Consider the following 26045-nt stretch of genomic DNA (forward strand, 5'->3'; position numbering starts at 1 on the left):
AAAAGCAAGCAGCCAGTTATGCCTGGCGGCCATAGCGAGTTGGCACCACCTGTTCCCATCCCGAACACAGAAGTGAAACAGCTCAGCGCCGATGATAGTGTGGGAGTTCCCATGTGAAAGTAGGTCACTGCCAGGCTTTAATATAAAACAAGCCCGACGCGAAAGCGCCGGGCTTTTTTTATATTTAAAACGGGTGGTGTTCTTGCCTGAGCATGGCAACACCCCATGTGACATTTTTGCCAGGAGCAAAACTGGACAGCGCTAGCTGCCCGCAGGGTGAAGTGCATGGATGCACTTCATCTAAGTAGGTCACCGATAACCGCTCCTGCGTTATCGGCATACGATGTGTAAGGGTGCACAAGTGTCGCGTTAGCACGATAGCGATAGCGACTTATACATCCATGACAATAACTGCCAGCTTTAATACAAAAAAATACCCGGACCTCATAGAGAACCGGGTATTTTTTTGTCTGGTGTTTTTGAGCTTAATGTTTCTTGTTTTTATTATGCCCAGGAGCATTTTCACTATTCCCGGGACCAGCAGGATCATGGCCAGGCGGAACATGACCATGTTTATTGTGGTGACTGCATCCAGTAAGTATTAAAAATGCGAAGACAAGAAATATTGAAACAATTTTTGATAACAAAATACTTTCCTTAACGTTAACTGCAAAAAAAACTAGGTTGGGCTCGGTACATCATTTTGTTTTACATTTTCAGAAGCCATTTTTTGTCTAGCAAGATTTACATCTTCTTTTGTGGCTTCAAGTTCTGATCCTGAATTTTCAACTGAGCTAGTTGTATATATCAATTGTGTTAGCAAAGCAAAATGATCAGAACCAAAATGAGACAAACGACGAATATCATATAGCTTGAAATGCCGGCTATGGAAAAGATGATCCAGAGGCCACCTCATAAACCAGTAATCAGCATGAAATGTATTAAACATTCCTCTGCCAATACGTGGATCTGATAACTGACTTATTTTACGAAATAAGCGGGTCGTCGTAGACCAGGCGACATCATTAAGATCTCCTGTCACAATAACAGGAATATCTGCCTTGGCGACGCTTTTGGCGATCATAATGAGTTCAGCATCGCGTTCAGAAGATTCGTCATTTTCAGTTGGACTTGGCGGAGCTGGATGAAGGAAATGCACACGTATATTTTGTCCGGATGGCAGAGTCAGCAATGTGTGCATAGATGGAATGGTGTCTTCCACCAAAAACTCGGTTATAGATTCTGATAATACATATCTAGAATAAACATGCATGCCATACAAATTTTCCTGTGGGCAACTTATTCGATACGGATAATCACTTTCGATGACTTTAAGTTGGTTTTGCCACCATTGATTGGTTTCCAGAGTAACTAAAATATCGGGATCATTTTCATTTACCAAAGCTATAAGTTTTTCAACATTTTTGTTGTGCATCAGAACATTGGCGGTCATGATTTTTATGCTGTTTTCAGCATCCAAATGATCGGCTTGTGATACTTCTCGCGAGTGAAGTCTTGTGTATGGCAATATCCACCACGAGTGATATGCAATTACAAACAATGTTGGAATAAACAATAGCCAAAAGCTGAGCTTGGAATAATCCAGCAACAACGCCTCAGCGATCAGCAATAAAGTAGCCAGAACAACATATTGTATCCGTGGAAAGTCATGCACCCGAATCCACCATTTTTCATTAGTAGATAAGCTGAGAAATGAAGCGCCAAGTAATAAAATGACTAATGGTGCGAACAGATAGATTAGGTTCAAAAGGATTCCACAATGGTAAGCTTGGTTTGTATGACGTTATCATAAAATAGTGACAAAACAGCCAACTATTGTTCTGTAATTTTGCTAAAACTGGGGGGGACTTACGACAGGAGTCAAACAATATCAACATCATAGCTTTGCAGTGAAAATATTTGATGTATACCCGCTAAAGTAATTTATAAATGGTTTTTCTATAACGTGAGTTCAGGGCACTGTTTAAAATCACTGCAATCATTGTTTTGCGAGTTAGTCTGGGGCGATTCAACATCGCATGATTAGATTGTTGTTTGAGTGCTGACAAAGTGGTTATTCCAGCCAAAGTCATTGCCCTGATTTCCCAGCCCAAGCGACCAGGAATTGTTGAACCAAGCTCGATCCCCTCGGTTATTATCTTTTCGGTACGAAGATAAAGACTGCGGAGTACGGGAGCTAATTTACTGGTGTCAGTCTGAATCAAACTTGCTGCATCAATCCCTATCGCTGCAAGTTCGTCTTCAGGAATATATACACGGTTCTGTTCAGTAAAGTCCTGCTCCAAATCTTGATAGAAATTGATTAGTTGCAGTGCAGTACAGATAGCATCGGATTGCTGAAGCTGTTGCTGGCTTGGGTTACCTTCTAAATGTAAAAGAAGTCGCCCCACCGGATTTGCAGAAAACCGGCAATAGTCGAGAACTTCATTAAATGTCGCATAACGAGACTTGACCACATCCTGCCTGAATGCAATCAGTAGATCTTCCAGTAATTGAATGGGCAGATTAAAACGAATGACAGTGTCTGCTAAAGCAAGGAAGATAGGATCGTTGCCCTGATATTTATGTTCAGCGATGTCGGATATGTGCTGACTGTAACCATTAAGTTGACGCAAACGTTCTTCCGCGGCAATCGTATCCTCGTCGGCAAAATCATCGGCAGTACGGGCAAAAGCATAAATGGCCGCGATAGGGCGGCGTAATTTCTGGGGTAATAGAATGGATGCTACCGGAAAATTCTCGTAATGCGATTTCGCCAAGTTTTGACAAAATGCATACGCTTTTTCAAGCTCAGTTTTATTCCTCATCACTAAGGTTTTGCACTGGCCGTGGTAGTTGTTCTATGGGGGGTAATTCAGTGATCTCGTTTTTACTGCTAATGCCCATTTCAGTAAATTTACGAGCGCCAGGCAAGACCTGACGTTCTAATGAGCCCACGGCGCTATTGAAATGATTAACGCTGCTGCCAAGACTATTTCCAAGCTTGCTCAGGTGATTACCGAAGGTGGAAAGCCGTTTGTAGAGAGTTTCACCCAGCTCCCGAATGACTTCAGCATTTTCGGCCAATGCCTGTTGTTTCCAACCATAGGAAACAGCACGTAATAAAGCGATGAAATTGGTCGGGGTCGCTAAAATAATGTTCTGACTCATGCTGTCTTCCAGCAGGGCAGGATCCACTTCCAGTGCAGCGGAAAGAAACTGTTCGCCGGGAATAAATAACACGACAAATTCAGGTGATTGAGAATATTCTGCCCAGTAATTTTTGCGGGAAAGTTCTTTAATACGACCACGAATGATTTGCGCGTGACGCTTTAATTCCAGTTTGCGTGTAGCATCGTCTTTGGCTTGAATAGCAGACAAATAAGCATCCAGCGGTGTTTTGGCATCGACGATGATTTCGCGCTTTTCAGGTAATCGAACAATCATATCGGGCCGAATGCTGCCGGTTTCAGTGGCGGTATGGGTTTGTTCGTAAAAATCACAATGCGCCACCATGCCACTGAGTTCAGCTAAACGACGTAAAGTCATTTCACCCCATTGCCCTCGAACTTCCGGACGACGCAATGCCTGAACCAGATTCTGCGTTTCCTGCTGCAACTGCTGCTGGCTTAGATTCATTTGCGCAATAGTGGTGTTCAGACTGCCGTAGGCTTCTTTGCGGTCCTTTTCAATTTCCTGAATTTGCTTGCTAGTTTGCTGCAAGGCTTCATTTATCGGTTTGAGCATTTGTTCGATGGCTTTTTCTTTGGTGCTTAAATCTGCTTTAGCTTCACTTTGAAAGCGTTTGAGATTTTCTTCAGCCAGTCGCAAAAAATTGGTGTTATTCTGCGTTAATGCTTCATTGGAAAGTTGATTAAACGTGTTGGCTAATTGCTCACGGGTTTGGGACAGGATGTCATCCATCTGCCGTTTGTTCTTTTGTTCCAATTGTAATATCAGGTCTAATTCAGCATTGTTTTTTTCCAGCTCACGAATTTTGCCACTGCGAATAAACATACCGATAGCAATGCCGAGCAAAATGCCAAGCAGTAGAACAATCAATAAGTCCTGGTGCTGCTGAAAAAACTCGGGACTTAAATCCATTGCAAAATCTCATAAGGATGATTAATCATACAATCTGCCTGCCAAGCTTCAGGGTTATCGGTTTCGGAAATATAGCCGTATAAAGCTACGACAGAACGCATATGAGCATTATGTGCCGCTTGAATATCCCGCTCTGCATCACCGATATAAATACAATCCACCGGCTTGGCATCCAGCAATTCACAGGCATGTAACATCGGTGCCGGGTGAGGTTTGCTAAATGGCGTGGTATCGGCGCTGACAATACAAGCTGCAGTTTCGGTTAATTGCAATGCGTTCATTAGCGGGATGGTGAGAAATGACGGTTTGTTAGTGACTACTCCCCAGCGAATGCCTTGAGCCGTCAGTCCATCAAGCACTTGCTGCATGCCGATAAACAAAGCCGATTCACGGGCAATATTTTCGGCATAAAGACTTAAAAAGCGTTGCTGCAATGCCGGATAAATTGGATCTTCTTTTTCAATACCAAAACCCAGTTTTAACAATCCAGCACTTCCATGACTTGCTACCGGGCGGATCCGGGCATGATCTAATGGGTGATGACCTTCTTGTTCTAATAAGGTATTTAACGCAAAGCCCAGATCAGGCGCGGTATCGACCAAAGTGCCATCCAAATCAAATAGTACGACATTAAAAGGAGAAATAAACATCAGATCCGTCGGCAATGAACAAGATAATTAACATCGACATCTCTGCTGAGCTTGTAACGTCGGGTCAGCGGGTTATAACTGATGCCAGTGATGTCATAAACATGCAGACCTGCTTCACGGCAGCAACGCGCTAGTTCCGCCGGACGAATAAACCGTGCGTAATCATGAGTGCCTTTCGGAAGCATTTTGGCGATATATTCGGCACCAAGGATGGCTAACAGATAGGCTTTGGGATTACGGTTTAACGTTGAAAAAAATACATCGCCATCCGGTTTAGCCATCGCCGCACAGGCGTTAACAATCGCTTGCGGATCGGGCACATGTTCCAACATTTCCATGCAGGTTACTACATCAAATTCTTCTGGATGTTTTTCTGCCATGGCTTCTGCAGTGGTCAGCTCATATTTGATTTTCAACCCAGCTTCCAAAGCGTGCAATTTGGCAACATTCAAGGGCATTTCACCCATATCAATACCAATGGTTTCTGCGCCACTTTTCACTAATGCTTCGGTAAGAATGCCACCACCACAACCAACATCGACAGCTTTGGCATTTTTTAAACGTGTTCTTTCAGTAATGAATGCCAGTCTTAAAGGATTAATTTCATGTAATGGTTTGGATTGACCTTCGGGATCCCACCAACTTGATGCCAACGCATCGAATTTAGCGACCTCGACCGGATCAACATTTTGTTTTGTCATGAGGTAGACCTTATTTTTGTTGCCCATTGCTGAGCCTGGGCAGATATATGTTGTGTATTCATAGTGGTCAGTTGGCGTTGTTTCAGCAATTGCTTGCCCGCTACCCAGACATCAGAAACCTTATCGCGACCCGTTGCATAAACCAATTGTGACGGTAAATCATAAAAGGGTAGGGTTTCTATATCACTGAGATCGATAGCGATAATATCGGCAGCTTTACCGATTTCCAGCGTACCGGTGATGGCATCAATACCCAGTGATTTAGCTGCATTAATAGTCGCCATTTGTAAGGCTTGGTAAGCTGGTACCACGCTGGGATCACCTGCCACACCTTTTGCTAATATCGCGGCCTGGCGCATTTCAGCAAACATATCCAGATTATTATTGGATGCTGCGCCATCGGTTCCGATGCTGACATTAACACCGCGCTTAATGAGTTCGGCGACTGGACAAAATCCACTGGCGAGTTTCAAGTTAGATTCAGGGCAGTGAGCGATGTGAACACCCGCTTCGGCGCACCAGTCCATTTCTTCTTCGGTCAGCTGTGTCATATGTACAGCAATCAAACGTGGTGACAGCAGACCTAAATCCTTCAGCCTTGCTAATGGCCGTTTGCCAAACTGAGCAAGACTGTCATTGATTTCTGCAGCTGTCTCATGAATATGCATCTGAATAGGCAAATCCAGTTCTTCAGCATTAATAATGATGGCTTGCAATGTTTCGTCAGAAACAGTGTAGGGGGCATGTGGTGCGTAGTTTGTGGTGATGAGCGGATGATGTCGGTACTTGTCATGTAAGGCTTGTCCTTTATGTAAGTACTCATTTACATCTTTGGCCCAATTGGTCGGAAATTCGATCACCACCATGCCAAGGCTGGCACGTATACCGCTGCTATCAACTACTCGCGCAGTAGCTTCAGGGAAAAAATACATATCACTGAAACAGGTAGTGCCACCACGGATCATTTCGGCGATGGCCAAAGCCGATCCTGCTTCTACAAATGCATCACCGACAAATTGTTGTTCAGCTGGCCAGATATGGTTATTGAGCCAGGTCATCAAAGGCAGATCATCGGCTAAACCACGGAATAATGTCATGGCGGAATGGCCATGATTATTAATTAATCCAGGCATCACGCAATGTTCATCAAGATCCTGTGTCTGAGTAGCTTTATACAGCTGTTCCGCTTGGCTTTGCGGTAATAGCGCTACAATATTGCCCTCTTGGACAACAATAGAATGATTTTCAAGAACGAGATGTTCAGCCGTCATCGGCAGACACCAGCGGGCATTAATGATCAGATCGACGTTTTTCATAGCGTTCGATTATAACCGCCATCAGCAGGAGAACACAGTGCAAAGCATCAGTGAAATGATTCGGCCTATCAAATGGCATGATCAACAACTGCATTTACTGGATCAACGATTGCTTCCTTTACAACAGGTTTGGCTCAGTTTTGAGCATACCGATGATGTGACCAGGGCGATTCGGGATATGGTGGTAAGAGGTGCGCCGGCAATTGGTGTGACAGCGGCATTTGCAGTGGTATTGGCTGCACGTGAAGCCTGGAATAAGGCTGGTGTGAACTGGAAACAAGCTATGTATGAGCCCTTGGCAAAACTGGCCGCATCTCGTCCTACCGCGGTTAATCTGACCTGGGCAATCGAACAAATGACAGCGATTTACGTCAATTTACCGGAAACTTATTCTCCGGAAGCGGCTTTATTGGATGCGGCTATGCAAATTCATCAGCAGGATATTGCGGCCAATCAGACCATGGGGAAACTGGGGTCAGCTTTGATGAATGCTGACAGCATGGTGTTAACGCATTGTAATGCAGGTGCATTGGCGACTGGCGGCTTTGGCACTGCGTTAGGGGTGATTCGGCAGGGATATACCGATGGCAAAATAAAACATGTCTATGTCGATGAAACACGGCCCTGGTTACAAGGTGCGCGACTAACTGCCTGGGAATTAATGCAGGATAAGATCCCCTGTACTTTACAAGCCGATGTCGCTGCTGCAGCGTTAATGGCCTCAGGCAAGATTGACTGGATTATTGTCGGTGCTGATCGTATTGCTGCTAATGGCGATGTGGCCAATAAAATTGGTACTTATTCATTAGCTGTATTAGCCAAATATCATCAGGTAAAAGTTATGGTGGTGGCACCATTATCCACGATTGACTGGCAGACGGAATCGGGTAAACAAATCCCAATTGAACAACGCCCGTCTATTGAAGTGACCCAGATAAGCAACCAGCAAATTGCGCCAGATGGCGTGCAGGTATCCAATCCAGCATTTGATGTCACACCGGCAGAGCTGATAAACGCTATTGTTACTGAAGCAGGCGTTGTTTTGTCACCATCAACGGCTACAATGAAAACCCTTCGTAAGCAGATGTAAGGAGCAGGATATGTCACAAACCGCACTGGTAACAGGCAGCAATCGGGGTATTGGTCTCGAATTGTGCCGGCAATTAAAAGCCCGTGGATTTGATGTTATTGCGACATGTCGTCATCGATCTCCGGCATTGGCTGAGCTTGATGTCGAAATTATCGAAGATGTTGAAGTCAGCGACCCCATCAGTCTTAAAGCGCTTGCAGAGAAACTTGGCGATCGTAAAATTGACTGGCTGATTAATAATGCCGGTATTGCAGCAGGTCTGGGGCTTAATGATATTGACTCTAATGCTATTGATAGTTTTAAGAGCATGTTTGAAGTGAATAGTCTGGGACCATTATTAACCACACAGGCATTAATGAACCATCTGAAGCAGGGCAGTAAGGTCGGTATTATTACCAGCCGTATGGGCTCTATCGCCGATAATGATTCCGGTGGCAGTTATGCCTACCGTATGTCCAAAGCCGCAGTAAATGCTGCAGGTAAATCGCTGTCGATTGATTTGAAACCCAAAGGCATTGCTGTGGCCATTTTGCATCCGGGTTGGGTCAGAACAGATATGACCGGCCATGGCGGCTTGATTGATGCTGACGAATCAGCAGCAGGTTTGCTCGATCGAATGGCAGAATTGAATCTCGATAACACCGGCACTTTCTGGCATATGAATGGTGAAGTGTTGCCTTGGTAAAATACCCATCGCTCTCTGAGCAACAGCAACAAAACTTGCCGGCACTGCTAAAACCGGCAAGCAGAATTCCCGCCCAGTTTAGCGACAGCAGCCATCAACTGTGGTTTTGTGACACAGTTGATGGGCCGATGGTGTTGAAATTATGTGATCATGCCAATATTCAACAATCGAATTTCTGGCGGGGCATGAATAGTCTTTTTGTCATCGATTTTCCAGCATCTCTGGCAAATATCACCACTGTTTATCAACAAATTTCAACGCTGAGTTCTTTGGATATTCCTCCATTGGTTGCCACCGAAAAATCAGCTTTTCTATTGACCAAATGGTTATCCGGCGACGAGGTTAACGCCTCAATGTTAAATCTGGAAACGATTAAATCGCTCGCCAGCCACCTTGGCCGCTTGCATCAGCAACAGCTTCCACAATGGGGTAGTTTGCAACAGCCGGAATTCACAGCAAAAGACTGGCCGTTTCGCCTGAAAACCACCTTGCAGCAATTAGCTCATCAACAAGCCGATTTGATTGATCAAGCTGTTTTACAACAGGCATTGAGTCAAACCGAACAAATTGCAGAAAACCTGTTTGTGCCGATAATGCCCGATTTGCGCTGGGATCAGTTTTTGATGCAGCAAGGCAAACTCTCTGCGTTGGTGGATTTGGATGCAATTGTATATGGGCCAAAAACATTAGAGTTTGTCTTACTCGAATATTTATTGGATTCTGAACAAGCAGAAGTTTTTGCTGCGGAATATCAGAGCTATCAATCTATTCCAGATCTGACGGCTGTCCGGCTGCCATATCGACTATTACTGTTTTTGATGAATGTCTTAGGTGAGACAGATTTGAGTTCCTGGCTCAATCATCCACAACGCTTTCATTAGGCCGTTTGAATATGCTGCTGTGCTGCTAATAACTTGCGCCATTTGAAGTACCCGGCCATGGCGAGAAACAGATAAATACTGAACATCACGATAGTGGCGTAAAACCCGGTCAGGGCATAAAGCACAATTGCAGAACTGTTGATGACTTGCCAATACAACCAGTTCTGCAGAACTTTACGTGCCATTAATACGGTATTCATCACTGAAAACACCATCACAAAGGCATCGAGATAAGGATATTGAGTGGCATGGGCTGACAGGTAATAGCCAAAGATAAGGCTGAGAAAACCACCCGTGGCAATAAAGATCAAATGATATTGCCAAGGCCAGCTGTGAATATAAAGTTCGGCCGTCTGGTTCTCATGTCGATGCCAGAGAATAAAGCCATAGACTGCCATGCCGATGTAATACAGATTAAGCAGCGCCTGCATTGGCAACTGGTTTTCCCAGAACAGGATGGTGTAGATAATGGTGCTGATAAACGCTAAAGGCCAACACCATTGTGACTCCCGGGCGGCAAACAGGATATAACCAATACCCAGTAGAGCGGCAAACACTTCCCAGCCACTCATACTCGCCAATCCCGTTAGCGTAATATCCCACCAGCCTGTTTCAGACATTAGTCTTTGACTTGATGACGATCGTTACCGATCAGTTTCAACACAAAAACGCTATGCGGCATTTGAGCAAATACGGCTTCAATTTCACTGTCCATTGCATCCATCACATCCCGGTATTCACCAAAAATCTGCGTGCTTAAGGTATTACGATGCACGATCAATTTTGGGTTATTTTCCAACTTGGCAATAAACGCCAGAATCGGCTCAACAAATTGTTCAGTCAGCGGATAAAGGCTGATATCTACAGAAATTCGCATACTGGTTTCCTGAGGAAAAGGGGGCACTTGTGCCCCTGGTAAATTAGTAGTCGTAAGAGACGGTCATGCCAAATGTCCGTGGATCGGCATATTGGGTATAAACACGATCTTCATATCCGGCAGAAGGATCGATACCAAAGAAGAAGCCGCGGGTGTAATAATCTTTATCAAGCAAATTACGACCCCACAAGGTAAAGGTCCAGTTTTGTTGCTGATATTGCAGACTGGCATTGGTAATGGCATAGGAGCTGGATTTTGCATTATGGCTGTTGGAGTAATAAAACTCATCCTTGCCCTCAACATTGGCACGCAAGGTCCATTGTGGAGTCAGATACACTTCGCTGCCAACACTGAACGTATAGGCGGGAGCATGGGCTTGTCTTCTGCCCTGGATTTTTACACCAGCTTCATCAAGCTCCGGATTGTCGTATTCATCAAAAGTTGCATGTAACAGGCCCAATGCTGCAAAGGTTCTGAAGCGTTCATTTACAAGCCAGTCCACACTGGCTTCGAGGCCCATATTGCGGCCTTTCGCGGCATTATCCTGATAATCAATAAAACGGGTGCCACCACTATCACGCGGAACACTGACCGAGGTTTTTACCTGGGCGTCTTTTCGTAAACCATAAAAAGCGGTGATATCGGTCCTCAGGCTGCCATCCAGCCACAATGACTTCATGCCTGCTTCCAGATTCCATAAATATTCATTATTGAATTTACGTAAACCGGGTGCCAGATCTGCTTCGGTATTAACACCACCAGCCTTATAACCACGGGATAAAGATGTGTATAAAAGATGTTGTGGGCGGAATTGATAATTCAGGCCGACTTTGCCGCCGAATAACACGTCGCTGTCATCCAGATCCAAGCCTTGCGAATCTTCATAATCTGCATCCCAATGCTCCACACGCAATCCGGTAATCAATGTGAGTTTATCGGTTAAGGCGGTATCCAGTTGGCCATAAAGGGCGCTGTTAAAGGTTTTATAGATATTGTTCAGAGGATATACATCAGGGGTATCATTATCGAAGTATTTACGCTTCAGATCCTGGCGTTGATCGGCCAGATAAATACCCACTGACCAGTCTGTTGTATTAGCAAAAATACGGCCATCTTCATTTGATAAAGCCCTGAACTCAAATGAATAATTTTCCCGTTCACGTTTGTACTGATCAAAACCACTATAAGGAAATAAACTTGGATCGAACTGGCCTTTATACGACCAGTCATCATCATAGCTATATTCCAAATCAGATTTGGAATAGGTCAAAGTTGATTGCAACTGCACTTTACTGTTGGCGCGCCAGTCAGTTTTCAATGCAAACGCATTGGTGTGCTGTTTGTCTTTACCCGGCTGATCTGACAGGCTATTCCGGCTGTTATCCAGCGTGAAAGCGTCATACCCATTGTCGATATTTAAATGCAGCAAATTGAGATCAATGGTCAGCTCATCGTTGACCAGCCATTTCAAATGTCCCCGCGCAGTCAGTTCATCCTGATTTTGCGTGTTATCGCGGCCTAGAAAATCATTATCCATATAACCGTCTGAACGATGGGTATGTACAGCTATCCGACCGAGTAATGTGTCTTTGATTAATGGGCCGCCAACAGCAACACCGACACTACGGGTATTGTAATTGCCAACTGTGGACTGAAAATTCATATCCAGATCGTTGGTCGCCTGCTTGCTTTGCATATTGATGACACCAGCTAATGCATTGGCACCATATAAAGTACCTTGCGGTCCGCGTAATACTTCAACTTTTTCGATATCGAATAAGGTCGCCGCTCCACCACTGCGACTAAAGTCTATGCCGTCAATATAAAGTCCTACCGATGGATTGAGAGGTGCTAGAAATTCACTGCGTTCGCCAATACCGCGGATCTGAAAAAACTGGCCACGTGAAGCACCACTGGAAAGATTCACATTGGGGGCCAGATTCAACACATCTTCAATATGTTGAGCGCCGCGACTCTCGATAATGTCTTCATCAAACGTTGTCAGACTGATCGGAATATCCTGGGCTTCGGCAGGACGAAAGTCTGCACTGACCAACATCGACGGTAAATCATTATTGGTGTTTTGAGCAACTGCACAGGGGGAAAAAAGTGCACTGGTAACTGCGATGGAGAGCAGTGTTGGTTTCATGTCTATCCTTTTTAATTTCATAAAAAGGACAGGGGATCACGCCATTTGCATTGATCTAGCAAGAAGGTGTTGCCGCCTGTCCCTACGCCAGTATTACCTGGATCAGGTTCATCGGGTCTCCACCAACTGGTGAATCTCAGGCCTTTCGACCACCCCGAGGCTTGTATTAGCAAGTAGGTAAAATATACAGAAAAATATGGTTTTTTCCCATCATTAATATTTTCTGCCACATACAAAAAAGGCATCCGAAGATGCCTTAAATGTTCAAGTTAGTGATAACTTAATTTTCGATTTTGGCTTTTAATGAATCCAGACCGGTACGGAAAATACCTTGAATCGCATTTGTTGCAGTTTCATCATTTAACTCTTTAGGTTCATGATGATTGCCAGTGTAGCCACGGAAAAATTTAGCTAACCAGATAACTTTGGTTTGATCGCCTTCAGCTTCAACTGTTAGCCATGCTTTATAACGACTGACTGGAACAGCAGGGATATCATGCATTTCACCTTCAATATCTACTTGACCCACAGAGCTCATGGAATCGATATCATATTGATAGCTCATTTTTTCAGCATCGAAACGCTTCAAGGTTTCCGTGATAGTGGCATCATTTTCAAGCGTTAATGTACGAGTAGCGCCTACTTCATTTCCACCTTGCGCTTCTGTTGAAGCAATGGTTGGATGCCATGTATGCAGACTGTCAAAATCTTTAACCATGTTCCATACAGTTTCAGCATCAGCATTAATCAACACAGTTTCTTCGACTTGCAGACGTGAAGCACCATGAGCGAATACCAATGCTGGTAACAGGAACAAGCCTGTAATCAGGCCTTTTAATACAGCTTTCATTATATTTCCTTCTTATATTTCATTTGGAATGCCAAAAATCAGCCCAAATAAACTACCATCACATTCCGAAATGCTAAAGGGAAAAATTCACAACGCAATAGCGTTTTGAATCGTTGAACGTTGTAAGTGCGGTGCAAAAAACTCAATAAAAGCATAGCTATACCCACGCAGATAGCTGCCTTTACGAATTCCCATATGCGTTATACTTGGTTTAAATAAACCACTGGCATCCATTGCCTGCAAAGGAGCATCTTTAACTGGATCAAATGCCATGCTAGCGATAATGCCGATTCCAAGACCAAGTTCCACATAGGTTTTAATGACATCGGCATCGGTCGCTGTGAAAATTACATTAGGTTTCAAACCCTGTTCAATAAAGGATTGATCTTGTTGAGCGCGACCAGTAAACCCCATGACATAAGTAAGAATGGGATATTTTGAAATTGCTTCAAGAGTTAGCTTCTTTTCATTTAACAGCGGGTGTCCTGGCGGCGTAATCACCGTACGATTCCACTCATAGCAAGGCAAAATCGCCAAATTATCGAACTTAGATAATCCTTCGGTGGCTATAGCCAAATCCACTTTTCCGGTAGCGGCCATTTCAGCTACTTCGGGTGGTGTTCCTTGCACCATATTTAAATGCACATCCGGATATTGTTCTGAAAATGCTTTTATAGCTTTGGGTAAAGCATAACGAGCTTGAGTATGTGTGGTGCCAATTGAAAGTGTACCTTTCTTTTCATGGCGGCTATCAGCAGCTTGTTCACGTAAATTGTCTACTTCCTGCAATACACGCTCAGCCATAGCAATCACGGATTCTCCAAGCGGAGTGATTGCTGACAAACGTTTGCCATGACGTTCAAAAATCAATAAACCCAATTCATCTTCTAACAACTGGATCTGGTTGCTGACACCCGGTTGGGAAGCATGTAATGCTTGAGCTGCAGCCGAGATGCTAAGACCACGACGAGCGACTTCACGTACATACTTAAGTTGTTGCAACTTCATGCGCTATATCCGTTTCTGTTTCGAAAGTAAGTTAAATGTATATCGTTTTTGATATAAATGGGATGAGAAAAATTTACCCTAAATTACATCTCAATTACCGGTACACCACGTTGTGGAAGTTGTAATGGGACTGTGATTTGATATTCATCACTTTGCGAAGTTGATTCATTTTCCGTTGACAACAGATTTTGTGCTTCGGTTTGACTCAACGCGATGTATTCGCAACTATTTGCGGTACAAATTCTTATCGCCATGGTTAATGGTTCCGCAACATTCTGTGATTCATTAACTATAGAATTATCCATTTGCATCCAAACCGGGGGAGCCGGATTTTGGACTGGATTAGTTAATCCATCCGAGTTAGCGGGATTTATTATTAAAGCCGTAATAAGAGCAGAACACGCTGCTGTTATAACTAACAAAATTCGGTAAGTTATCATCTTCAGCCTCTCATCCTGGAGTTGATTTGGAAATAGAGCATCGGTTAAACACCGTGAAAGAAATGTGAACACTTGAGAGTCTTTATCAGTACAGGTTAAGGCTTTGTTAACAACAATGAATAACCTGATTAGTTTAAGAGTTTCTTTATATATTTAAAATCTATATAGATAGAAAATAATATTCATTGATTGAATATTGCCAGCTGTTAAACTTGCTGCCCATAACAACATTTTCAAGATTAGTTGTAAAAACCAGATGAATAACAAAGTAATTTGATATGACTGAAATAAATGAAAAACTTCAACTGAAAATTGATGCAGCAAAAAATCTGCTTGAACAGATTGCGGCTGATTATAGTCCTGCTGTTTTAGCGACCAGTTATGGCGCTGAAGATATGGTGCTGATGGATCTGATCGCTAAATTTGCACCGCAAATCGGTATTTTCACGCTAGATACTGGTCGACTGCCCAAGGAAACCTATGATTTAATGCAACAGGCCAAAAATCATTATCAGCTTGAGGTTGAAGTTTATTACCCCGATGCTTTAACTCTTGAGCAGTTTGTTACCCATAATGGACCCAATGCGTTTTATGACAGTGTAGAACTGCGTAAACAGTGCTGTGGTATCCGTAAAGTTGCTCCATTAAATCGTGCCTTAGCGGGTAAAAAGGCTTGGCTGACCGGCATGCGTCGCTCACAGTCGGTTACCCGTAATGAGTTACCGGTATCGGAATGGGATGCCGATCATGAGTTGCAAAAATTCAGTCCATTGACGGACTGGTCCAATGGCGAAGTATGGAAATATATCCGCGCTTTTGATGTTCCTTTTAATGAATTGCATAACCAGGGCTATGCCAGTATCGGTTGTGCGCCCTGCACCAGAGCGATTACTCCTGGCGAAGATATCCGTGCTGGTCGCTGGTGGTGGGAAAATCCTGAAACAAAAGAATGTGGCTTACACGTAAAGGCTAAGTAACAGAGAATTTTATGACTGAAAAACAACTTACACACTTAAAACAACTCGAAGCAGAAAGTATTCATATCATGCGTGAGGTGGCTGCCGAGTTTGAAAATCCGGTCATGCTATATTCGATTGGTAAGGATTCTGCGGTCATGCTGCATCTGGCGATGAAAGCATTTTATCCGGGCAAGCCGCCATTTCCATTAATGCATATTGATACCACCTGGAAGTTTCAGGAAATGGTCAGATTCCGCGATCAACGAGCCAAAGAGTTGGGACTTGAACTCATTGTGCATACTAATCAGGAAGGCGTTGAAGCGGGTATCAATCCTTTTGATCATCCTCGTTACACCGACATCATGAAGACTGACGCACTAAAACAGGCGTTGAGTAAATATGGATTTGATGCGGCATTTGGTGGTGCCCGCCGTGATGAGGAAAAGTCTCGTGCTAAGGAAAGGGTATATTCGTTCCGTGATAAAAATCATCGCTGGGATCCTAAAGCTCAACGTCCTGAATTATGGAATATCTATAACAGCCGGGTGAATAAAGGCGAAAGCATTCGTGTTTTCCCGCTTTCAAACTGGACAGAACTGGATATCTGGCAATACATCTATTTGGAGCAGATCCCGATTGTGCCCTTGTATTACGCTGCTGAACGCCCAGTCGTTGATTACAACGGTCTGACCATTATGGTGGATGACGACCGTATGCGTATTCCGGAAGGGCAGCAGATCCGCATGGAAAAAGTTCGTTTCCGTACCTTGGGCTGCTATCCATTAACCGGTGCCGTGAAATCCGATGCTGATACCTTGCCTGAAATCATTCAGGAAATGTTGCTGACAACAACCTCTGAGCGCCAGGGGCGAGCCATTGATCACGATGAAGCCGGCTCGATGGAGAAAAAGAAACAGGAAGGTTATTTCTAATGCTCATAATGAGAGGAGCATTGACTCTCTCATCAAGCAGCAAACCGAATTGAATATGATGCTCAAATTGATGAGTATCTTGACCCGTTAAAGATAATTAAACCAGGCACTCAACATGACATACGAAACTGATGCGCTGATTGCGACCGATATCGAAGCCTATCTCAAGCAACACGAAAACAAGGAACTGCTGCGTTTTCTGACCTGCGGTAATGTGGATGATGGAAAAAGTACGCTGATTGGACGGTTGTTACACGATTCCAAAATGATCTATGAAGATCAGCTGGAAGCGGTGACACGTGACAGTGTGAAATCTGGAACTACTGGCAATCAAGTCGACCTGGCTTTGCTAGTTGATGGACTGCAAGCTGAACGTGAGCAGGGCATTACCATTGATGTGGCCTATCGTTATTTTTCCACCACAAAACGTAAATTTATCATTGCTGATACACCGGGACATGAACAATACACTCGTAACATGGCGACCGGTGCTTCAACCTGTCAGTTGGCAATTATTCTGATTGATGCCCGTTACGGAATGCAGACTCAGACCCGTCGCCATAGTTTTATTGCTTCATTATTGGGCATCAAACACATTATCGTTGCCATCAATAAAATGGATTTGATGGATTTCAGCGAACAGGTATTTAACGATATTCGTAAAGCGTATAGCGAATTTGCCCGTGAGCTGGAAATTGAAGATATTCACTTTGTACCGATGTCGGCATTAAACGGCGACAATGTGGTGAACAAAAGCGAAAACATGCCTTGGTATCAGGGCAACACAATGATGGAGCTACTGGAAAATATTGAGATTGGCAAGGATGCCAATATCCAGGATGCGCGTTTCCCGGTGCAATTTGTCAGCCGGCCGAATCTGAACTTCCGCGGTTATTGTGGCACCCTGTCTGCCGGTATTCTGAAACCCGGTGATGAAATCACCGTGTTGCCATCCGGTAAGGAAAGCAAAGTGAAAGCGCTGGTGACCTATGATGGTGAATTGGATTATGCGGTTCCGGGTGAGTCGATAACCGTTACCCTGCAGGATGAAGTCGATGTCAGTCGTGGCGATATGATTGTACATCGTGATCATCAGCCGCATGTTTCCAGTCGTTTTAAAGCCATGGTGGTATGGATGACAGAACAACCGCTGGTGGCAAACAAACAATACAATATCAAGGTTGGCGTATCTGACAGCACCGGGGTGATGACACAGGTTGATCATCAGGTGGATGTAAATACTCTGGCTCATAATCATGTGACTGAGCTCAAACTTAATGAAATCGGCTTATGTGAATTTTCATTGAACAAACCGGTCGTGTTTGATGCCTACAAACGCAATCGTACCACCGGTGCCTTTATCATTATTGATAGGCTGACCAATGTTACGATTGGTGCGGGAATGATTACTGAAGCAATTACCGGCATTACGAATGAAGCAGCGGTTACGGATATTTCAGCATTTGAGCTTGAACTAAATGCCTTAATACGTAAACACTTCCCGCATTGGGATGCCAAAGATATCAGCCAACTGCTGAACTAAAAAATGCAAAAACAAATCAGGCCGCGTACGCGGCCTGATTTGTTTTAATGGCAAGCAATAGTTTTTTTATCACTCAATTAGTACCAAGCATGTTGCTAAACCTTTTGAATAATCAAATGTTGGAACTTAGCGCGTTTGAAATGCAAAATCTCTACGGAGCCTTAGTTAGTTTGCTATTTAGTTAGCTGCGATAAATGCGAGTGAAAAAATATCAGAATTATGTGAACCGGTTTTAGTAGAAATTTATGAATTGCGTTAAATTCTGCTGAAATTGTGATGGTGAATTAAATGAAAGAACAGGCGGATTTTCGAAAAATTGGTTGTGGTGAGTGCTTGAAAAGCAGTTTACTCGGCTTTGATTTTTCGATGGCCTTCCAACCCATCGTCAACACTGCCACTCAAACGGTTTATGCTCAGGAAGCTCTAGTAAGAGGTGTGGAAGGACAGGGTTCTGCATTTGTTTTTGCCAATGTGAATGACAGTAACCGCTATCGCTTTGATCAGGCATGTCGAGTCAAAGCAATTAAACTTGCCGCAGAGCTCAACATCGATTCTAAACTCAGCATCAACTTTATGCCCAATGCAGTGTACAAACCCGAGTTATGTATCCGAACGACACTTGAAGCTGCAGAGATCTATAACTTCCCGATTGAACGTATTATTTTCGAAGTGACGGAAGGTGAACAGATTAACGACCATGAACACCTGCAGGATATTATTCAGTCTTATCAGCAGCATGGATTTTCAACTGCCATAGATGATTTTGGGGCTGGCTATGCGGGGTTGAATCTGCTGGCAAATATGCAGACCGATTTAGTGAAATTGGATATGGCTTTAATACGCAACATACATAACGATAAAGTCAGGCAGTCCATTACGCGAGGCATCATCGCTTTCTGTAATGATTTGGATATTACCGTGATAGCGGAAGGTATCGAATCTGCAGATGAGCTTTATGTTTTACAAGAGATGGGGATTGAGTTATTTCAGGGCTATTATTTTGCTAAGCCAAGCTTTGAATCCCTGGCCACGGTTACATCAGATTGGTGGCGCTGATAATGCTTGATGCCAAAGCTTTTGTTTCATTTCATATGACATAGCTGCATGTGCCGGGCTGGTTGAAGGTAGTCTTTGGTAATCTAGTAAAATGCCAGCGGATTCCAGCTGTTTCATCACATAACGTTTGAATAGCTGTTCTGCTTTACCACCATTAAAAAAGATTTGCCCTATTGTCGGATGACGCTGCAGCAAAGCCACAAAATCATTGGTAATTATCGACTCCGTTTCAATATGCTGATCCAGACTTCCCGGGCGACGGCAACTTTTCAATACATCCCATACGGCAATCTGCTGTTGTTTCAATATGTCACAACGTTGTTCATAACCTAACAAGTCTGATTGACCAAAAAAAGACGTCATAACAGGCCAGAATGCATTACGAGGATGAGCGTAATAACGTTGCTGTTTTAATGATTCCATTCCTGGCATCGAGCCGAGAATAAGGATTCGCGGAGTTAAACCGACAATAGCTGGAAAGCTGGTGGCGTGTTCTAGGGTCACTGATAGAGACTATCCTGATGTCTTATCCAACCATGTGGATGGCGGTTGGCTGGATCATGATGGGTCCAATGAATCAAGCCGCCTTTATCATTCCAGATATATTCGCCGTAAACGCGGACTTCGTCGCCTTCTCTAATATCATCAATTCTTGGTGCCAAATCAATATTGTGAACAATTAACAGAGTTTGCCCGCTGGGTAATTCAATAATAAACCGTTGATGTCGACTGCCTTCATGATCATCTGATAATAGCCGTGTTACCGTGCCGGACACCTCAATCTGAACATCACTTTGCCGCTGTTCAAACAGTTGTTCAACACTGCCAGCAGGTGAAGAGACATTATTTTGCGGTTCGGGCTCATAAAAGCTTCCCATAAAGATCAAAATGGCAAAGCCAAACAGGATCCAGATGCGTTGCTGCATACGGGTAAATTTCGACATTATTGATTGCTCCACCAATAACTCAATCGAATGATTTACTGGTTGTTTTTCAAATTACCTGAGATTTTCAAATGATAAACTGTTTACCTGCTTGACCATAGCAAAGGTTTTAATCATCAGAAGATTAGTTTTCAGATAGCTCAAAAAGCGAATGAGTTTTGTCGATGAAAATTAAAATAGCTCAATGAAATGGCTTTAGTGGATTCTTTAAGTAACAATTAATATCGATATAGCCATTTATAATTTCCTGTTATAAGCCAGCATCGTTATAATGTGCGGTTCCATTGAAACCGTTTAGAGACCATAAATGTATCAATACGACAAGTATGATCAGACGATGATAGATCAGCGAGTTGCACAATTTCGCGATCAAACCCGTCGCTTCCTTGCCGGCGAATTGACTGAAGAGCAATTCCGTCCGCTGCGCCTTATGAATGGTTTATACATTCAGATCCATGCGCCTATGCTGCGAGTCGCCATCCCATACGGCATGATGTCATCGCGTCAGGTACGGAAAATTGCTGAAGTTGCCCGCCGCTATGACAAGGGTTTTGTGCATTTCACCACCCGCCAGAACTTTCAGATGAACTGGCCAAAACTTGAAGATGTGCCGGATATTCTGGCAGAACTGGCCAGTGTGCAAATGCATGCCATTCAAAGTAGTGGTAACTGTATCCGTAACACTACTTCCGATCATCTGGCCGGTGTTAATGCCAACGAGATTGAAGATCCGCGGCCATGGGCTGAAATCATTCGTCAATGGTCAACGTTTCATCCAGAATTTGCCTACTTACCTCGAAAATTCAAAATTGCTGTTATCGGTTCCAATGAAGATCGTGCAGCGACCAAATTACATGATATCGGTTTGCATCTGGTTAAAAACCATGAAGGTGAAGTCGGTTTTGAAGTGCTGGTGGGTGGTGGTTTAGGCCGTACGCCAATTATTGGTGAACAGATCCGACCTTTTCTGGAAAAACAGGACTTGCTGTCTTATCTTGAAGCCATTCTGCGTGTTTACAACCGTCTTGGTCGTCGTGATAACAAATACAAAGCACGTATCAAAATTACTGTCCGGGAACATGGTATCAATCATATCCGCGAATTGGTCGAAGCAGAGTGGGTGCATATTCGCGATCAGCTGAAACTGGATGCGAAAGAAATCGACCGGGTAAAACAGTATTTCACTGAACCAGCTTATGAGTTGGATGCGGTTGATTCCGATAGCAGCTATGCCGATCTGTTGGCACAAGACAAAGAGTTTGCGCTTTGGGTCAAACAAAACACTGCCGATCATAAAGTTCCAGGTTACCGGGCGGTCTATGTTTCATTGAAAAAACCGGGACAAGCGCCTGGCGACATTACTTCCGAGCAACTGGAAGTGGTTGCTGACTTGGCAGATGAATTCAGCTTTGGCGAAGTACGTTCAACCCATACGCAAAATCTGGTTTACACCGATGTAAAACAAGCTGATTTATATGCCTTGTGGTTACGTTTGAATGCCGAAGATTTGGCAACACCAAATATTAATACTCTGACCGATATCATTTGCTGTCCGGGGCTGGATTATTGCGGTCTGGCTAATGCGACTTCTATTCCATTATCCAAAGGCATTGCTCAACGCTTTGATGATTTGGATTACCTGCATGATCTGGGCGATATCAAAATTAAGTTTTCCGGTTGTATGAACGGTTGTGCACATCAAAGCGTCGGTCATATCGGTATATTGGGTGTCGATAAAAAAGGTGAAGAGTGGTACCAGTTCACCTTGGGTGGCAGCTCAGAAGCTGATGCTTCATTGGGTGAGCGTCTGGGACGGGCGATTCCAAAAGACGAAGTTGTCGATACCGTAGCGCATTTGCTAGATGCTTATATCGACCTGCGCCATGAAGATGAGAGTTTCCTCGCGACTGTGCGCCGGGTTGGCGTTGATCCATTCAAGGAGCGTGTTTATGCAGAAGATCATTAAAGATCGCGAGATCGTTGACGACAACTGGCAGCATCTTGATGATGAGGCGGCTCTAGTTGCCGGCAATATCACGGTTTCGATCACTCGTTGGCAGGAACAGCACGAAACATTAAGTCGTCATGAGGGTGGCTTGGGTATTCGACTTTCAGGTGATGATCCCTTGGAAGAAATTGTTCCTGATTTGGGACGTTTTCAACTCGTTGTCTTGCTGTTCCCTGCATTCACCGATGGGCGTTGTTATTCTTATGCACGTTTACTGCGGGATCGGTATCACTTTAAAGGTGAAATTCGTGCCCAGGGTGATGTGTTATACGATCAATTGTTTTACATGTCGCAATGCGGCATTAACAGTTTTGAACTGGCAAATCCAAACCGTTTGGTCCAGGCGCTGGCGGCATTCGATGCTTTCAGCGAAAGCTATCAGGCCACCGTTTTAAGGCCTGAACCTTTGTATCGCCGTCGTTAATTTCTCGAAGATGGCTGTTTATGCAATCGGTGATGTTCAGGGATGTTTTGATGAACTGATTAAATTACTTGAAGCAGTCAGATTTGATCCTCAGCAGGATCAAATCTGGTTGGCTGGTGATTTGGTTAACCGAGGCCCAAAATCGTTAGACACTTTGCGTTTCGTGCGACATCTGGGTGGGCAGACAGCAAAAGTCGTGTTGGGCAATCATGATTTGCACATGTTGGCGCATGCTGCAGGGAATAACGAGTTCAGTCATCGCCTGGATACCATTGAGCCGGTTTTAACGGCGGAAGACAGCGATGAATTGATTGACTGGTTGCGTCATCAACCGCTGTTTTATCATGACAAACAATTGCAATTCTCCATGGTACATGCCGGTTTGCCACCAGAATGGAGTATCGATGAAGCACTGTTGCGTGCTGCTGAAGTGGAGTCTGTTTTACAATCCGATAACTGGCGTGATTTTTTCAAACATATGTACGGCAATAAACCCAAACGTTGGTCTGCCGATTTAACAGGTTGGGATCGGTTACGTTTTATTACCAACTGTTTTACTCGTTTACGTTATTGCCATGAAGATGGCAGTCTGGCGCTGAAATTCAAAGGTGCGCCCAAAGATAAACCTGCAGAACAGAAACCCTGGTTTATGATGCCGAATCGTGCCAGTGCTAATGACAGGATTGTGTTTGGCCACTGGTCGCAATTAGGCACGGGACAGTATGACAATGTTTTTTCGTTGGATAGTGGTGCGGTGTGGGGCGAACAGTTAACGGCAGTAAGGATTGATCAATCGCCTTATCAATGGACCGTGGTAGATGCTGATGCAGATGCTTTGCCGCATGCACGAAATAAAACGGCTGCTGAAAAGCAGCGCTGGCTGTAACTGACTGTTAGGCATTCATTTTTAAACACAGTACAATATCTTTTTTTCTCTTTTGGACATTTCTGAAATATGAGCAATATCAAAACCTTTTCAGGTGACTTTTCCGCAAAAGGCATGCGAGTGGGTATCGTTGCTGGCCGTTTCAATGATTTTATCGTTGATAATCTGATTGCCGGTGCAGTGGATACATTGTTACGTCATGGTGTTGCGGAAAAAGATATTGAAATCGCCCGTGTTCCTGGCGCAGTGGAAATTCCCTTGGCTGTACAACGGATGGGTAAAACCGGCAAATACGATGCGATCATCGCATTAGGCGCAGTTATTCGCGGTGGCACTCCTCATTTTGAATATGTTGCGGGAGAGTGCTCTAAGGGACTTGGTCAACTGACGCTACAACTTGATATACCAATTGCTTTTGGTGTACTGACCGTCGATACCATTGAACAGGCCATTGAACGTGCTGGCACCAAAGCCGGTAATAAAGGAGCTGAAGCCGCGATGGGCACTATTGAAATGGTCAATGTATTACGTCAAATCGGAGCTGCCAAATAAATGGCTGGTGGACTGCCCCGGACTCAAGCTCGACGTGCCGCTGTGCAAGCGCTTTATCAATCATTGGTTAATAATCAGGCTCCTGAAAAAGACACCATGGATTTTGTTATTGCTGAATACGCCAACAAAATCGACAAAAACTATTTTCAACTGCTGGTCGAAGGTGTCACCAAAGAAATCGATACCATTGATGCTGAACTGACCCATGCGGTAGATAGAAGTTTATCCACCATTGATCCGGTTGAGGTTTCAGTATTACGACTGGCAGTTTTTGAATATATGCATCGTCCTGATATCCCATATCGCGTTGTGTTAAATGAAGCTGTTGAACTCGCCAAGTCATTTGGTGGTGAACAAGGCCATAAATACGTCAATGGCGTGTTAGATAAGATGGGCGCACGTTTGCGCCAGGTCGAATATCAGGCGGCCAAAGCAGCACGCGCCCAGAAAAAAACGAATTGATTATCAGCCCCGAAAAGATGCAACCATCCAGACGGGGCTTTTTTTGAATGAAGCAATCTCCTGAGTTTTCACTGATACAGCAGTATTTCCATGCTTTAACGGCTAGCCGTGAAGATGTGATTGTGGGAATTGGTGATGACTGCGCCGTTTTAAACAATCCGCAAGATACCTATACCGCGATTTCCATTGATACCTTAGTGCAAGGCATACATTTTTTTGCCGATGTTGATCCGTATCGTTTAGGCATCAAAGCGCTGGCGGTTAATCTCAGTGATCTTGCTGCAATGGGAGCGGAGCCGGCTTGGTTTACATTGGCGCTAACATTGCCAGAAATAAATGATGACTGGTTGAAACAGTTTTCAGCCGGTTTAGCTGAAATTGCTCAACAACATCGGGTTCAACTGGTCGGCGGGGATACGACTCGCGGCCCGTTAACCATTACCATTCAGGTTCATGGGCATTTAGCCAAAGAAAATATTTTGCAGCGCAATGCTGCTCAAGGCGCTGATTTGATCTGTGTGACCGGTTGTTTGGGAGATGCTGCCGCAGGCCTTCAATACAGATTGGGGCAACTCGATAGCGCATTATTAACTGATACGGATATTGAATACTTGCTTCAACGTCTGGAAATGCCCACACCACGTAATCAAATTGGTCAGCAACTGGTTGGCCACGCACATGCGGTGATTGATGTGTCGGATGGTTTACTAGCCGATTTGAATCATATTCTTAAAGCCAGTAATAAAGGTGCAAAACTGGATTTATCAGCTTTGCCATTCTCTACCGTGCTGCAAAAATTGCCGACTGAACTGGCCAGACAACTGGCGTTGACTGGCGGCGATGATTACGAATTATGCTTTACCGCGACGGCTGACAATGTAGCGAAACTCAAACAACAGTTTCCGGACATGATTCATGTGATCGGTGAAATCACTGAAGACAAAGGTATTAACTATCAGAATGCCCAGGGTGAGTGGCAAGCATTCTCAGAGATAAAGGCTGGCTATGACCACTTCGCTAGATAAGGTCACATTTCAAGACTTACTTAAAAGACCTGCCTGTTTGCTGGCCTATGGTTTTGGCTCAGGTTTATCGCCCAAAGCACCAGGCACCATGGGCACGATTGTGGCGTTGCCTCTTTATTGGCTGATCCACGATCTCGACTTGTTGAGTTATTTACTGATCACGTTGATAGCATTTATCGCCGGGATTTGGATTTGTCAGCAAGCCGTGAACTGGTTGAAACAGGACGATCCCTCTGCAGTGGTATGGGATGAAATTGTTGGTTATCTGGTGACAATGATTGCGGCTCCAGCGGGATGGCAATGGATGTTGCTGGGGTTTGTATTGTTCAGATTGTTTGATATCTGGAAGCCGTGGCCGATATCACTTGCCGACCGCAAGCTACATGGCGGCTTTGGCATTATGGTCGATGATGTGATCGCAGGGGTATTTGCTGCGGTGATTTTGCAGCTTTGCCATTATTTGCTCTGAAACTGCCATACAGCAGTCTCAGAGCCAGATGGTG

28 protein-coding genes, 1 rRNA gene and 1 riboswitch are annotated in these 26045 nt (G+C 44.2%); of the genes, 15 read left to right on the top strand and 14 right to left on the bottom strand.

The features are described from left to right. The first annotated feature begins 21 nt into the window (after nt 1–21). A 5S ribosomal RNA gene (gene rrf / locus Q7V21_RS10950) occupies nt 22–136 on the top strand. A gap of 543 nt (nt 137–679) precedes the next feature. Here the strand turns inward: rrf and Q7V21_RS10955 are convergent. From Q7V21_RS10955 to Q7V21_RS10980, 6 genes are all read right to left on the bottom strand, one after another. Further along, the gene (locus Q7V21_RS10955; protein ID WP_304917330.1) at nt 680–1630 is read right to left on the bottom strand and encodes an endonuclease/exonuclease/phosphatase family protein; all 951 of its coding nucleotides are present in this window, start codon (nt 1628–1630) and stop codon (nt 680–682) included. Between the two features lie 304 nt (nt 1631–1934). Continuing rightward, on the bottom strand, nt 1935–2828 hold the full coding sequence (hpnC, locus tag Q7V21_RS10960; RefSeq protein ID WP_304917331.1) for a squalene synthase HpnC: 894 nt from the start codon (nt 2826–2828) through the stop codon (nt 1935–1937). Next, entirely contained in the window at nt 2818–4104 is a 1287-nt protein-coding gene (gene rmuC, locus Q7V21_RS10965) for a DNA recombination protein RmuC (RefSeq protein WP_304917332.1), read from the bottom strand. The genes hpnC and rmuC overlap by 11 nt, the downstream gene beginning before the upstream one ends. After that, nucleotides 4095–4754, bottom strand: coding sequence for an HAD family hydrolase (locus Q7V21_RS10970; RefSeq protein WP_304917333.1), 660 nt, complete (start codon nt 4752–4754; stop codon nt 4095–4097). Before Q7V21_RS10970 ends, rmuC begins: the two co-directional genes overlap by 10 nt. Then, complete coding sequence (ubiG, locus tag Q7V21_RS10975; protein ID WP_304917334.1) at nt 4754–5455, bottom strand: bifunctional 2-polyprenyl-6-hydroxyphenol methylase/3-demethylubiquinol 3-O-methyltransferase UbiG; 702 nt, start codon at nt 5453–5455, stop codon at nt 4754–4756. Before ubiG ends, Q7V21_RS10970 begins: the two co-directional genes overlap by 1 nt. Further along, complete coding sequence (locus Q7V21_RS10980) at nt 5452–6771, bottom strand: TRZ/ATZ family hydrolase (protein ID WP_304917335.1); 1320 nt, start codon at nt 6769–6771, stop codon at nt 5452–5454. Before Q7V21_RS10980 ends, ubiG begins: the two co-directional genes overlap by 4 nt. 37 nt (nt 6772–6808) lie before the next feature. Between Q7V21_RS10980 and mtnA the strand changes: the two genes are divergently transcribed. The 3 genes from mtnA to Q7V21_RS10995 are packed head-to-tail and all read left to right on the top strand — an operon-like array spanning nt 6809 to nt 9427. Continuing rightward, a complete protein-coding gene (mtnA, locus tag Q7V21_RS10985; RefSeq protein WP_304917336.1) occupies nt 6809–7861 on the top strand; it encodes an S-methyl-5-thioribose-1-phosphate isomerase in 1053 nt (350 codons plus the stop codon). Nucleotides 7862–7871: 10 nt separating this feature from the next. Next, nucleotides 7872–8546 (top strand): SDR family oxidoreductase, encoded by a 675-nt coding sequence (locus Q7V21_RS10990; RefSeq protein ID WP_304917337.1) that lies wholly within the window; start codon nt 7872–7874, stop codon nt 8544–8546. After that, a complete protein-coding gene (locus Q7V21_RS10995; RefSeq protein WP_304917338.1) occupies nt 8540–9427 on the top strand; it encodes a phosphotransferase in 888 nt (295 codons plus the stop codon). Before Q7V21_RS10990 ends, Q7V21_RS10995 begins: the two co-directional genes overlap by 7 nt. Here the strand turns inward: Q7V21_RS10995 and pnuC are convergent. From pnuC to Q7V21_RS11025, 6 genes are all read right to left on the bottom strand, one after another. Further along, the gene (pnuC, locus tag Q7V21_RS11000) at nt 9424–10047 is read right to left on the bottom strand and encodes a nicotinamide riboside transporter PnuC (RefSeq protein WP_304917339.1); all 624 of its coding nucleotides are present in this window, start codon (nt 10045–10047) and stop codon (nt 9424–9426) included. The two genes, Q7V21_RS10995 and pnuC, sit on opposite strands and share 4 nt — an antisense overlap. Beyond that, nucleotides 10047–10304, bottom strand: coding sequence for a YkoF family thiamine/hydroxymethylpyrimidine-binding protein (locus Q7V21_RS11005; protein WP_014706177.1), 258 nt, complete (start codon nt 10302–10304; stop codon nt 10047–10049). The genes pnuC and Q7V21_RS11005 overlap by 1 nt, the downstream gene beginning before the upstream one ends. A gap of 43 nt (nt 10305–10347) precedes the next feature. Beyond that, nucleotides 10348–12453 (bottom strand): TonB-dependent receptor, encoded by a 2106-nt coding sequence (locus Q7V21_RS11010; protein ID WP_304917340.1) that lies wholly within the window; start codon nt 12451–12453, stop codon nt 10348–10350. Between the two features lie 61 nt (nt 12454–12514). Then, a riboswitch (TPP riboswitch) is annotated at nt 12515–12620 on the bottom strand. Nucleotides 12621–12733: 113 nt separating this feature from the next. Continuing rightward, nucleotides 12734–13303 (bottom strand): SRPBCC family protein, encoded by a 570-nt coding sequence (locus Q7V21_RS11015; RefSeq protein ID WP_304917341.1) that lies wholly within the window; start codon nt 13301–13303, stop codon nt 12734–12736. An 87-nt stretch (nt 13304–13390) separates the two neighbouring features. Continuing rightward, complete coding sequence (gene cysB, locus Q7V21_RS11020; protein ID WP_304917342.1) at nt 13391–14311, bottom strand: HTH-type transcriptional regulator CysB; 921 nt, start codon at nt 14309–14311, stop codon at nt 13391–13393. A gap of 83 nt (nt 14312–14394) precedes the next feature. Then, a complete protein-coding gene (locus tag Q7V21_RS11025) occupies nt 14395–14616 on the bottom strand; it encodes a hypothetical protein (protein WP_304917343.1) in 222 nt (73 codons plus the stop codon). Between the two features lie 413 nt (nt 14617–15029). Here Q7V21_RS11025 and Q7V21_RS11030 point away from each other — a divergent pair, with 413 nt between their 5' ends. From Q7V21_RS11030 to Q7V21_RS11045, 4 genes are all read left to right on the top strand, one after another. Beyond that, nucleotides 15030–15728, top strand: coding sequence for a phosphoadenylyl-sulfate reductase (locus Q7V21_RS11030; protein WP_304917344.1), 699 nt, complete (start codon nt 15030–15032; stop codon nt 15726–15728). Between the two features lie 11 nt (nt 15729–15739). After that, nucleotides 15740–16642, top strand: coding sequence for a sulfate adenylyltransferase subunit CysD (gene cysD / locus Q7V21_RS11035; protein WP_304917345.1), 903 nt, complete (start codon nt 15740–15742; stop codon nt 16640–16642). A 115-nt stretch (nt 16643–16757) separates the two neighbouring features. Beyond that, nucleotides 16758–18185 carry a sulfate adenylyltransferase subunit CysN gene (gene cysN / locus Q7V21_RS11040; RefSeq protein WP_304917346.1) on the top strand — a complete coding sequence of 476 codons (1428 nt, stop codon included), beginning with the start codon at nt 16758–16760 and terminating at the stop codon, nt 18183–18185. 288 nt (nt 18186–18473) lie between these two features. Then, nucleotides 18474–19241: an EAL domain-containing protein gene (locus Q7V21_RS11045; protein ID WP_304917347.1), complete on the top strand. Its 768-nt coding sequence runs from the start codon at nt 18474–18476 to the stop codon at nt 19239–19241. On the opposite strand, the gene Q7V21_RS11050 is transcribed toward Q7V21_RS11045, so the two are convergent. Then, a complete protein-coding gene (locus tag Q7V21_RS11050) occupies nt 19224–19745 on the bottom strand; it encodes a DNA-deoxyinosine glycosylase (RefSeq protein WP_304917348.1) in 522 nt (173 codons plus the stop codon). The two genes, Q7V21_RS11045 and Q7V21_RS11050, sit on opposite strands and share 18 nt — an antisense overlap. Further along, a complete protein-coding gene (locus Q7V21_RS11055; RefSeq protein WP_304917349.1) occupies nt 19742–20185 on the bottom strand; it encodes a DUF3465 domain-containing protein in 444 nt (147 codons plus the stop codon). The genes Q7V21_RS11050 and Q7V21_RS11055 overlap by 4 nt, the downstream gene beginning before the upstream one ends. Nucleotides 20186–20492: 307 nt before the next feature. On the opposite strand from Q7V21_RS11055, the gene Q7V21_RS11060 reads away from it, so the two are divergent. From Q7V21_RS11060 to Q7V21_RS11090, 7 genes are all read left to right on the top strand, one after another. Beyond that, nucleotides 20493–22151, top strand: coding sequence for a nitrite/sulfite reductase (locus tag Q7V21_RS11060; protein ID WP_304917350.1), 1659 nt, complete (start codon nt 20493–20495; stop codon nt 22149–22151). After that, entirely contained in the window at nt 22135–22617 is a 483-nt protein-coding gene (locus Q7V21_RS11065; RefSeq protein ID WP_304917351.1) for a DUF934 domain-containing protein, read from the top strand. Before Q7V21_RS11060 ends, Q7V21_RS11065 begins: the two co-directional genes overlap by 17 nt. Nucleotides 22618–22627: 10 nt before the next feature. Continuing rightward, a complete protein-coding gene (locus tag Q7V21_RS11070) occupies nt 22628–23503 on the top strand; it encodes a symmetrical bis(5'-nucleosyl)-tetraphosphatase (RefSeq protein ID WP_304917352.1) in 876 nt (291 codons plus the stop codon). 69 nt (nt 23504–23572) lie between these two features. Further along, nucleotides 23573–24055 carry a 6,7-dimethyl-8-ribityllumazine synthase gene (gene ribE / locus Q7V21_RS11075; protein WP_304917353.1) on the top strand — a complete coding sequence of 161 codons (483 nt, stop codon included), beginning with the start codon at nt 23573–23575 and terminating at the stop codon, nt 24053–24055. Further along, nucleotides 24056–24517 carry a transcription antitermination factor NusB gene (gene nusB, locus Q7V21_RS11080; protein WP_304917354.1) on the top strand — a complete coding sequence of 154 codons (462 nt, stop codon included), beginning with the start codon at nt 24056–24058 and terminating at the stop codon, nt 24515–24517. 47 nt (nt 24518–24564) lie between these two features. After that, complete coding sequence (gene thiL, locus Q7V21_RS11085; protein WP_304917355.1) at nt 24565–25542, top strand: thiamine-phosphate kinase; 978 nt, start codon at nt 24565–24567, stop codon at nt 25540–25542. Further along, nucleotides 25523–26011: a phosphatidylglycerophosphatase A gene (locus Q7V21_RS11090; RefSeq protein ID WP_304917356.1), complete on the top strand. Its 489-nt coding sequence runs from the start codon at nt 25523–25525 to the stop codon at nt 26009–26011. Before thiL ends, Q7V21_RS11090 begins: the two co-directional genes overlap by 20 nt. Nucleotides 26012–26045 lie beyond the last annotated feature (34 nt).

The sequence above is a fragment of the Methylophaga sp. genome, assembly GCF_030651745.1.

What these genes read in the sequence shown, in the direction of transcription:
- hpnC (WP_304917331.1), bottom strand. Translation starts at nt 2,828, where the DNA reads ATGAGGAATAAAACTGAGCTTGAAAAAGCGTATGCATTTTGTCAAAAC.
- rmuC (WP_304917332.1), bottom strand. Translation starts at nt 4,104, where the DNA reads ATGGATTTAAGTCCCGAGTTTTTTCAGCAGCACCAGGACTTATTGATT.
- Q7V21_RS10970 (WP_304917333.1), bottom strand. Translation starts at nt 4,754, where the DNA reads ATGTTTATTTCTCCTTTTAATGTCGTACTATTTGATTTGGATGGCACT.
- ubiG (WP_304917334.1), bottom strand. Translation starts at nt 5,455, where the DNA reads ATGACAAAACAAAATGTTGATCCGGTCGAGGTCGCTAAATTCGATGCG.
- Q7V21_RS10980 (WP_304917335.1), bottom strand. Translation starts at nt 6,771, where the DNA reads ATGAAAAACGTCGATCTGATCATTAATGCCCGCTGGTGTCTGCCGATG.
- Q7V21_RS10990 (WP_304917337.1), top strand. Translation starts at nt 7,872, where the DNA reads ATGTCACAAACCGCACTGGTAACAGGCAGCAATCGGGGTATTGGTCTC.
- pnuC (WP_304917339.1), bottom strand. Translation starts at nt 10,047, where the DNA reads ATGTCTGAAACAGGCTGGTGGGATATTACGCTAACGGGATTGGCGAGT.
- Q7V21_RS11005 (WP_014706177.1), bottom strand. Translation starts at nt 10,304, where the DNA reads ATGCGAATTTCTGTAGATATCAGCCTTTATCCGCTGACTGAACAATTT.
- Q7V21_RS11010 (WP_304917340.1), bottom strand. Translation starts at nt 12,453, where the DNA reads ATGAAACCAACACTGCTCTCCATCGCAGTTACCAGTGCACTTTTTTCC.
- Q7V21_RS11015 (WP_304917341.1), bottom strand. Translation starts at nt 13,303, where the DNA reads ATGAAAGCTGTATTAAAAGGCCTGATTACAGGCTTGTTCCTGTTACCA.
- cysB (WP_304917342.1), bottom strand. Translation starts at nt 14,311, where the DNA reads ATGAAGTTGCAACAACTTAAGTATGTACGTGAAGTCGCTCGTCGTGGT.
- Q7V21_RS11025 (WP_304917343.1), bottom strand. Translation starts at nt 14,616, where the DNA reads ATGGATAATTCTATAGTTAATGAATCACAGAATGTTGCGGAACCATTA.
- Q7V21_RS11030 (WP_304917344.1), top strand. Translation starts at nt 15,030, where the DNA reads ATGACTGAAATAAATGAAAAACTTCAACTGAAAATTGATGCAGCAAAA.
- cysD (WP_304917345.1), top strand. Translation starts at nt 15,740, where the DNA reads ATGACTGAAAAACAACTTACACACTTAAAACAACTCGAAGCAGAAAGT.
- cysN (WP_304917346.1), top strand. Translation starts at nt 16,758, where the DNA reads ATGACATACGAAACTGATGCGCTGATTGCGACCGATATCGAAGCCTAT.
- Q7V21_RS11045 (WP_304917347.1), top strand. Translation starts at nt 18,474, where the DNA reads ATGAAAGAACAGGCGGATTTTCGAAAAATTGGTTGTGGTGAGTGCTTG.
- Q7V21_RS11055 (WP_304917349.1), bottom strand. Translation starts at nt 20,185, where the DNA reads ATGTCGAAATTTACCCGTATGCAGCAACGCATCTGGATCCTGTTTGGC.
- Q7V21_RS11060 (WP_304917350.1), top strand. Translation starts at nt 20,493, where the DNA reads ATGTATCAATACGACAAGTATGATCAGACGATGATAGATCAGCGAGTT.
- Q7V21_RS11065 (WP_304917351.1), top strand. Translation starts at nt 22,135, where the DNA reads ATGCAGAAGATCATTAAAGATCGCGAGATCGTTGACGACAACTGGCAG.
- Q7V21_RS11070 (WP_304917352.1), top strand. Translation starts at nt 22,628, where the DNA reads ATGGCTGTTTATGCAATCGGTGATGTTCAGGGATGTTTTGATGAACTG.
- ribE (WP_304917353.1), top strand. Translation starts at nt 23,573, where the DNA reads ATGAGCAATATCAAAACCTTTTCAGGTGACTTTTCCGCAAAAGGCATG.
- nusB (WP_304917354.1), top strand. Translation starts at nt 24,056, where the DNA reads ATGGCTGGTGGACTGCCCCGGACTCAAGCTCGACGTGCCGCTGTGCAA.
- thiL (WP_304917355.1), top strand. Translation starts at nt 24,565, where the DNA reads ATGAAGCAATCTCCTGAGTTTTCACTGATACAGCAGTATTTCCATGCT.
- Q7V21_RS11090 (WP_304917356.1), top strand. Translation starts at nt 25,523, where the DNA reads ATGACCACTTCGCTAGATAAGGTCACATTTCAAGACTTACTTAAAAGA.